We start from the raw sequence: 8,376 nt of genomic DNA, 5'->3' as shown, positions 1-8,376 counted from the left end.
TGCCTCCCGCGTGGACGCGCCCGGCAGCGCGGCGAGGTCGAAACCGTCGAGCAGGTCAGTCCCGCTCATGCCGCCTCCAGCCCCGCATAACCGTTCGCCTCAAGCTCGCGCGCAAGCTCCGGCCCGCCGGAGCGGACGATCCTGCCGGCCGCCAGCACATGCACCCGGTCCGGCACGATATGGTCGAGCAGCCGCTGATAATGCGTGATCACCAGCGCCGAGAAGGCGGGCCCGCGCAGCGCGTTCACCCCTTCGGCGACGATCTTGAGCGCATCGATATCGAGCCCGGAGTCGGTCTCGTCGAGCAGCGCCAGGGTCGGCTTCAGCAGCGCCATCTGCAGCACCTCGTTGCGCTTCTTCTCGCCGCCCGAGAACCCGACATTGACATTGCGCTTCAGCATGTCGTCCGGCATTTTCAGCGCCTTCACCGCCGCCCGCGCTTCCTTGAGGAACTGAACGGCGTCGAGTTCCGCCTCGCCGCGCGCCCGGCGGATCGCGTTCAGCGCGGTGCGGATGAAATTGGCGTTGCCCACCCCCGGCAGTTCGACCGGATACTGGAAGGCGAGGAACACCCCCGCCGCCGCCCGCTCCTCCGGCTCCATCGCCAGCAGGTCGGCGCCATTATACGTCACGCTGCCGCCGGTGACCTCGTAGCCCTCGCGGCCCGACAGCACGTAGGACAGGGTGGATTTTCCCGCCCCGTTCGGCCCCATGATGGCGTGCACCTCGCCCTCCGGCACGGTCAGGTCGATCCCGCGCAGGATCTCCTTGCCATCGATGGTCGCGGTCAGTCCCTTGATTTCAAGCATGTTGCGTCCTCAGCCCACGGAGCCTTCGAGAGACACGGCGAGCAGCTTCTGCGCCTCGACCGCGAACTCCATCGGCAATTCCTTCAAAACGTCCCGGCAGAAGCCGTTGACCAGCAGCCCCACCGCGTCCTCTTCCGAAAGCCCGCGCGAGCGGCAGTAGAACAGCTGGTCATCGGCGATCTTCGAGGTTGTCGCCTCGTGCTCCACCTTGGCGGTGCGGTTGCGACTCTCGATATAGGGCACCGTATGCGCGCCGCAGCGATCGCCGATCAGCAGGCTGTCGCACTGGGTGAAGTTCCGCGCATTCGTCGCCCGCGGCATGATCCGCACCAGGCCGCGATAGGTGTTGTTCGAGCGTCCGGCCGAAATCCCCTTGGAGACGATCGTGCTCGTCGTGTTCGGCGCCAGATGGATCATCTTGGTGCCGGTATCGGCCTGCTGGAAATTGTTCGTCACCGCCACCGAGTAGAACTCGCCGGTCGAGCCCTCGCCCTGCAGGATGCAGGAGGGATATTTCCAGGTGATCGCCGAGCCGGTTTCCACCTGGGTCCAGGAAATCTTCGAGTTCCGCCCCCGGCAGGCGCCGCGCTTGGTCACGAAGTTATAGATGCCGCCGCGCCCCTCGGCATCGCCCGGATACCAGTTCTGCACGGTCGAATACTTGATCGTCGCCTCGTCGAGCGCCACGAGCTCGACCACCGCGGCGTGAAGCTGGTTCTCGTCGCGCATCGGCGCCGTGCAGCCCTCGAGATACGACACGCTGGCCCCAGCCTCGGCGACGATCAGTGTGCGCTCGAACTGGCCGGTGTTGCGGGCGTTGATGCGGAAATAGGTCGAAAGCTCCATCGGGCAGCGCACGCCCTTCGGCACGAAGACGAAGCTGCCATCGGAAAACACCGCCGAGTTCAGCGCCGCGTAATAGTTGTCGCCCGCCGGCACGACGCTGCCGAGATATTTCCGTACCAGATCGGGATGCTCGCGCACCGCCTCGGAAATCGAGCAGAAGATCACCCCGGCCTTGGCCAGCGACTCCCGGAACGTGGTCGCGACCGAAACGCTGTCGAACACGGCATCGACGGCGATTCCCGCCAGCGCCGCGCGCTCGTTCAGCGGAATGCCGAGCTTCTCGTACATCGCGAGAAGTTCGGGATCGACCTCGTCCAGCGACTTCGGCGCCGGCTTCTTCGGCGCCGCGTAATAATGCAGGTCCTGATAGTCGATTTTCGGATGGCGGATGCGCGCCCAAGCCGGGTCTTCCATGGAGAGCCAGGCGCGATAGGCCTTGAGCCGCCATTCGAGCAGCCATTCCGGCTCACCCTTCTTCGCCGAGATGAGCCGGACGATGTCCTCGTTCAGCCCCTTGGGCGCGAACTCCATCTCGATATTGGTCTCGAAGCCGAACTTGTAGCCGCCGCCGGATATCCGGTCGACGGTCTCGATCGTCTCGTTCACGGCAGGCATGGAAACCCCTATTCGACAGTTGACGGCGCGCGCGCCGCGACATCCGATCCTTCGACCCGCAACGCCCTGGGCAATGCGGCCGCCTGCATGTCATCCAGCGAGATCGCGTTGAGCGCATCGCTGATCGCATCGTTCACGACGCCCCAGCGCCCCGCCATCGGGCACAGCGAAGCGCTGTCGCACGATCCGCCGGTGCCTTCGACGCAGGCGGTCAGCGCAATGGGTCCGTCGATCGCCACGATCACATCGGCGATCGGAATCGCGGCGAGCGGCCGCCCGAGCCGATACCCGCCATGCGCGCCACGCTGCGACGACACGAGGCCGGATTGCGCCAATCCCTTCAGCACCTTCGCCACGGTCGGCTCCGGGATGCCGGTTCCGGCGGCGATCGAGGGCGCGGTCTCGACGCATCCAGCCTGGGCCAGACGCACCAGAACCACCACGGCGTAGTCGGTCAGTCGTGACAATCTCAACATGGCTCACCCGATTGCGGACAATGCAGGTCCTGTTTCCGCACATGGGCTATCGGGCAGCGCCCGTCAAGGCCGGTTGCGGGATGGCGCCCACGCGAATCGGCCGCGTGCGCGGGGCAGCCGATCAGCCCGCCCCGAGCAGGCGCTCCACCGCCGGCACGAGCGCCGCCGTTTCGTCGATCGACACCGTCGCTTCCGCGCGCCCATACCCCCAACGGACGAAGATGGACGCCACGCCCAGCCGGTCCGCGGTGGCGATGTCGTTGTGGTGGTCGCCGACCATCACCGCCGCATCCTTGCCGACCGCCATTGCCTCGAGCACCGCGCCGAGATGGCGGGGGTCGGGCTTGCGGAACGTGGTGGCGTCGCCGCCGATCAGGACCGGGAAGAAGCGATCGAGGTCCAGCGCCGCCAGCACCTTGCGCGCCGAGGCCTCCGGCTTGTTGGTGCACATCCCCAGGCTGTAGCCGCGCGCGGCCAACGTGCCGAGCGCCTCGGCGATGCCCGGATAGGGCTCGGTCAGGTCGGTCACATGGGCCTCGTAATCGGCGAGGAAGATGGCCTCGTCCTCGTCATCCGGCGTCATTCCGCGGGCTTCATAGCCCCGTTTCAGCAACATTTTCGCGCCATCGCCGACCATCGGCGCCACCTCTTCCCGAGGGACCGGCGCCATGCCATGGCGCGCGAGGGAGCGATTCAGCGCTGCCGCGAGATCCGGCAGGCTGTCGATGACCGTGCCGTCCAGATCGAAAACAACACCGCGTGCAGCATTCATGACACACTCCGAAATCCTATTTGATGGCCGGACACTTTACAGGCGCGGCTGGCCAGGGCTACCGCTTCGCTCATGCACAATACCGCCGTGATTCTTGCCGCCGGCCTCGGCACCCGCATGAAGTCGAGCCGACCCAAGGTGTTGCACCACATCGCCGGCCGGCCGATGCTCGCCCATCTCCTCGCCGCCTGCAAGACGGCCTTCGCGGCCACCGTGGTCGTCACCGGGCCGGACATGGACGAGGTCGCCCGCGCCGCCGCCCCGCACCCGACCGTGATCCAGCGCGAGCGCCTCGGCACCGCCCATGCAGCCCTCGCCGCCGCGGACCATTTCGGTGCCGGCGCCGTCACCCTCGTCTATGGCGACAATCCGCTGGTCACCGGCCCGACTCTCCAGCGCCTCGGCGCGCGGCTCGGCGCGGGGGATGCGGCGCTGGTGCTGCTCGGCACCCGCCCGCCGGAACCCGGCGCCTTCGGCCGCATTATCGGGCCCGCCGGCTTCGCCGAGCGCATCGTCGAATTCGCCGACGCGACCGAGGCCGAGCGCGCGATCGGCCTGTGCAATGTCGGCGGCTTCTCCGCCGCCGCCGCCGACATGCGCCGCTGGCTCGGGAGCATCGGCAACGACAACGCGAAAGGCGAATACTACCTTACCGACCTCGTCGCCGTCGCCCGCGCCGAGGGTGCCTCCGTCGCCGTGGTCGAGGCGCCGTGGGACGAATGCCGGGGCGTGAATTCCCGCGCCGAGCTCGCCGCCGCCGAGGCGGCGATGCAGTCCCGCCTGCGCGCCGCCGCCCTCGCCGCCGGGGTGACGATGACCGCCCCCGAAACCGTCTTCCTCGCCGCCGACACCGCGCTCGCCGCCGATGTCACGATCGAGCCGCATGTCGTCTTCGGCCCCGGCGTGACGGTCGGGCCGGATGTCACGATCCGCGCCTTCTCCCATCTCGAGGGCTGCGCCATCTCAACCGGCGCCATCATCGGCCCCTATGCGCGGCTGCGCCCGGGCAGCGACATCGGCGCCGGCGCCCACGTCGGCAATTTCGTCGAGCTCAAGGCCGCCCGCCTCGGTGCCGGCGCCAAGGCCAACCACCTGACCTATCTCGGCGATGCCGAAATCGGTCCGCGCGCCAATATCGGCGCCGGCACCATCACCTGCAATTACGACGGCTTCGCCAAGCACCGCACCACGATCGGCGCCGACGCCTTCATCGGCTCGGACGTCGCCCTCGTCGCCCCTGTTTCGGTGGGCGACCGCGCGATCATCGCCGCCGGCAGCGTCATCACCGACCCGGTGGCGGCGGATGCGCTGGCGCTCGCGCGCGGCCGGCAGGTCGAAAAACCCGGCCGCGCGGCCGAACTGCGCATGACGAAGGGAAAACGCTGATGTGCGGCATTGTCGGACTGATCGGGCGGAACGACGCCGCTCCCCTGCTGCTCGACGGTCTCTCCCGCCTCGCCTATCGCGGCTATGACAGCGCCGGCATCGCCACCCTGGTCGAGGGCGCGATCACCCGCCGCCGGGCCGAGGGCAAACTCGCCAACCTCGCCGCCAGCCTCGCCGCGGCACCGCTCGCCGGCACCACCGGCATCGGCCACACCCGCTGGGCGACGCATGGCGCGCCCACCGAAGGCAACGCCCATCCGCACGGCACCGCCCGCGTCGCCGTCGTGCATAACGGCATCATCGAGAACCATGCCGAACTGCGCGCCGAGCTCGAAGCCGCCGGCCAGGTCTTCTCCACCGAGACCGACACCGAAACCGTTGCCCAGCTCGTCGATCTTCATCTCGCCCGCGGCCTCGCCCCGGTCGAGGCCGCCGCCGCCGCCTTCGCCCGGCTCGAAGGCGCCTATGCGCTGGCGCTGATCTTCGCCGGTCATCCCGAGCTGATCATCGGCGCGCAGCGCGGCGCCCCGCTCGCGGTCGGCTTCGGCGAGGAGGAGATGTATCTCGGCTCCGATGCCCTTGCCCTCGCGCCGCTGACCCGCCGCATCGCCTATCTCGACGATGGCGACTGGGTGATCGTGTCGCGCAGCGGTGCCGAATTCCGCGACGCCGCGAACAACCCGGTCGCCCGCGAGGTCAAGCTGACCCGCCTGACCGGCGCGTCCATCGGCAAGGGCAATTTCCGCCATTTCATGGAAAAGGAGCTGCACGAGAACCCCGCGATCATCGGCGACACGCTGAACCGCATGATCGACCCGGCAACCCGCCTGCCGGTCCTGCCGGACCTCGCGGTCGATCTCGCCGCGATTCCGCGCATCACCCTCTCGGCCTGCGGCTCGGCCTACTATGCCGGTCTGACGGCGCGTTACTGGCTGGAGGAGATCGCGCGGATCGCCGTCGATGCTGATGTAGCCAGCGAGTTCCGCTACCGCGAGCCACCGCTCGACCCCGCGGGGCTCGGCCTCGTCATCAGCCAGTCCGGCGAAACCGCCGATACCATGGCGGCGCTGCGCTACATGAAGCGCCAGGGCTGCAAGGTGATGTCGGTGGTCAACGTGCCGGAAAGCACGATGGCGCGCGAGAGCGACCTGATGCTGGAAACCATCGCCGGCCCGGAAATCAGTGTTGCCAGCACCAAGGCCTTTACCGCACAGCTCGCCGTGCTCGCCGGCTTCACCCTCGCCCTCGCCCGCGCCCGTGGCGCGCGGAGCGATGCGGAAATCGCGCCGCTGGTCGCCGCCTTGATGGAGCTTCCCGGCAAGATGGCCCAGCTCCTTGCCGATGATACGGAGATCCGCGCCCTTGCCGAAGACATCCGCGATGCGCGCGACGTGCTGTTCTTCGGCCGCGGCTCGATGATGCCGATCGCCCTCGAAGGCGCGCTGAAGCTGAAGGAACTGAGCTATATCCACGCCGAAGGATACCCCGCCGGCGAAATGAAGCACGGGCCGATCGCGCTGATCGATCCCTCGGTGCCGGTCATCGCCGTGCTGCCTTCCGGCCCGCTCTTCGAAAAGACTGCGTCCAACCTGCAGGAAGCCGCGGCACGCGGTGGACGGATCATACTGTTCAGCGACAAGGCCGGCGCCGCCCGCCTCGCTGGCATCGCGAACCGGACCATCATCATCACCGAGTGCGATCCGTTCGTCGCGCCCATTCTCTACGCGATCCCGGTTCAGCTTCTCGCCTACCATGTCGCCGTCCTCAAGGGCACCGATGTAGATCAGCCTCGTAATCTTGCGAAATCGGTAACCGTCGAATAATCAATCATCGGGACGAATTTTAGTTGCCGATGGATAATGAAATTGTGAACCAGATAATAAAGATGTATTCCAGATCATAGAGATTTATCCTCGGGTGTTTTGCGATCGGATTGAATTGATGGGCGATTCCAGCTTGCGCAGAATTCTGATCCAGAATCCGTACTGGTGAAGGTGGCCGGCATGGATGGCAGGGTCTGACTCAAATTCCCTGCAGATGTGGTCATGCGGGCACCATGAACCGTGCCTTGAGCAAATCGATCTTGGCGCGGCCGTACGTCTGGCACTTTATGGATTTGAGGCGTGTAATTTTGCCTTCGACCTGACCGCTGGCCCATGGCGACGAGACAGCGGCGGCGCGTGGTCCGTTCGCTGACCATGCGCAGCGAGCCTGTAAAGCCTGATGCCTTCAGGCGCCGCCAGAGTTCGGAACCAACCCTGCATCCTGCGTTCCACTCGGCCTCGAGCGTGAGCGACCAGGCATCGAGCGCGCTCTGACGCTGCCGGAATGTATCGTGGCGCTGGCCGCTCAGGATCTTGCGGAACGTCTGGCACGACGCGCCGGTGGTGCGCTCCATCGCCTTGATCGGCACGCCTCGCCCGGCAAGATCCACAATCTGTCGGTTGAGTGCCTGGCGAAGCTGAGTGCCATCCCACTGGATATGCTCGGCGCGGGTCAGGGTCGCGGGATGACCGGCCGCGCGGGTGCGGGCGTACGGCGCAGGCACTGCATCTCGGATCGAACCGCGCAAGGAACACCGCAGACGCATTCTCGAACATGTGCCAGCGCTCGGCTACCTGACGCGCCTGGGGCGCCGCTTCGGTGGCGGCAGCGCCATAGCCAGGGCCGCGATCACGGGGCAGATATCTCGACCTGCGGGCTCTGCTCAAGCCAGGCGGTCACGGTCTCGCGCCACCTGTCCGTCAACAGGTCGATGACCTGACGACTTCGAGATCGACGACGACGCCGCCGTCGCTATCCCCGCGGCGCCAGGAGAAGTCGTCGATACCGATCACCCGCGCGGGCGGCGGTGGCTCTGTCAGCGGATCACCGCGCACACCAGCGCATTGCAGCGCCCGAGCCACCGACCGTACCGGCGGCGAAATGCGGGTGCTCACGGCTCGCTGAGCGTTTGCCGCCGGCACGAGGCGTGTCCGCACCGGAACGTCGTACCAATAGCCGAAGCTGGACCGCGCTCCCACTGACGGGCATTTCCGCGAGCATGCGATCGCGCCGGCTGTGGCAGGATGTCGACGGCGTGCCGTAGTCCGGACACGTTGCCTGCGAAGCGGACAGCCGGCCCGACATCTGCACAACACCGCCAACGAGCATCTTGCGCTCCACGATCAAGCCCGGCAGCGACAGGCTGCTGTCCCACGTCTTTATACCCACCGACCTTTTCCTCCAGGCCATCTGGTAGCAGAAGTGGGCAGACCACAGATCAATCCCCTCAAGGCCGCACGGCGTTTGGTTCAGACCCAGAACTGGGCGCCGAAATCGAAGGCGAAGCCCTCGCGGCGGCGAGGCCGGGTGGGTATCGGGCAGGCCGGTAGAGCATCATCCGCGCCGCCGGTCTATTGCCGGGAGATCAGCCGCGCCGGATCGCGAAGACGCAGGCGGGGTGGCCGGCGGCGCGGCAGGCGGTTTCGCG

The 8,376-nt window shown here is 67.1% G+C and carries 8 protein-coding genes; 2 read left to right on the top strand and 6 right to left on the bottom strand.

All coding sequences use genetic code 11. The features are described from left to right. Positions 1–65: 65 nt before the first annotated feature. The 4 genes from sufC to gph all read right to left on the bottom strand — a co-directional run bounded on the left by sufC (position 66) and on the right by gph (position 3,518). The gene (gene sufC / locus APM_RS07775; protein WP_007422814.1) at positions 66–809 is read right to left on the bottom strand and encodes a Fe-S cluster assembly ATPase SufC; all 744 of its coding nucleotides are present in this window, start codon (positions 807–809) and stop codon (positions 66–68) included. Between the two features lie 9 nt (positions 810–818). Then, complete coding sequence (gene sufB, locus APM_RS07770) at positions 819–2,270, bottom strand: Fe-S cluster assembly protein SufB (protein ID WP_007422813.1); 1,452 nt, start codon at positions 2,268–2,270, stop codon at positions 819–821. Positions 2,271–2,278: 8 nt separating this feature from the next. Continuing rightward, a complete protein-coding gene (locus APM_RS07765) occupies positions 2,279–2,746 on the bottom strand; it encodes an SUF system Fe-S cluster assembly regulator (protein ID WP_007422812.1) in 468 nt (155 codons plus the stop codon). Positions 2,747–2,867: 121 nt separating this feature from the next. Further along, complete coding sequence (gene gph, locus APM_RS07760) at positions 2,868–3,518, bottom strand: phosphoglycolate phosphatase (protein WP_007422811.1); 651 nt, start codon at positions 3,516–3,518, stop codon at positions 2,868–2,870. Between the two features lie 72 nt (positions 3,519–3,590). On the opposite strand from gph, the gene glmU reads away from it, so the two are divergent. Both glmU and glmS read left to right on the top strand, forming a co-directional pair. After that, a complete protein-coding gene (gene glmU / locus APM_RS07755; protein ID WP_007422809.1) occupies positions 3,591–4,904 on the top strand; it encodes a bifunctional UDP-N-acetylglucosamine diphosphorylase/glucosamine-1-phosphate N-acetyltransferase GlmU in 1,314 nt (437 codons plus the stop codon). Next, a complete protein-coding gene (glmS, locus tag APM_RS07750) occupies positions 4,904–6,727 on the top strand; it encodes a glutamine--fructose-6-phosphate transaminase (isomerizing) (RefSeq protein ID WP_007422810.1) in 1,824 nt (607 codons plus the stop codon). The genes glmU and glmS overlap by 1 nt, the downstream gene beginning before the upstream one ends. Before the next feature lie 74 nt (positions 6,728–6,801). On the opposite strand, the gene APM_RS22325 is transcribed toward glmS, so the two are convergent. Together APM_RS22325 and APM_RS22390 are read right to left on the bottom strand one after the other, a co-directional pair. After that, positions 6,802–7,476, bottom strand: coding sequence for a hypothetical protein (locus tag APM_RS22325; RefSeq protein ID WP_197535479.1), 675 nt, complete (start codon positions 7,474–7,476; stop codon positions 6,802–6,804). A 172-nt stretch (positions 7,477–7,648) separates the two neighbouring features. Continuing rightward, positions 7,649–7,843: a hypothetical protein gene (locus tag APM_RS22390; RefSeq protein ID WP_206740697.1), complete on the bottom strand. Its 195-nt coding sequence runs from the start codon at positions 7,841–7,843 to the stop codon at positions 7,649–7,651. Positions 7,844–8,376: the final 533 nt, after the last annotated feature.

It is taken from the genome of Acidiphilium sp. PM (assembly GCF_000219295.1).
GTDB classification, from domain to species: Bacteria; Pseudomonadota; Alphaproteobacteria; order Acetobacterales; family Acetobacteraceae; genus Acidiphilium; species Acidiphilium multivorum.
This window is presented reverse-complemented; position numbering and strand designations above follow the sequence as displayed.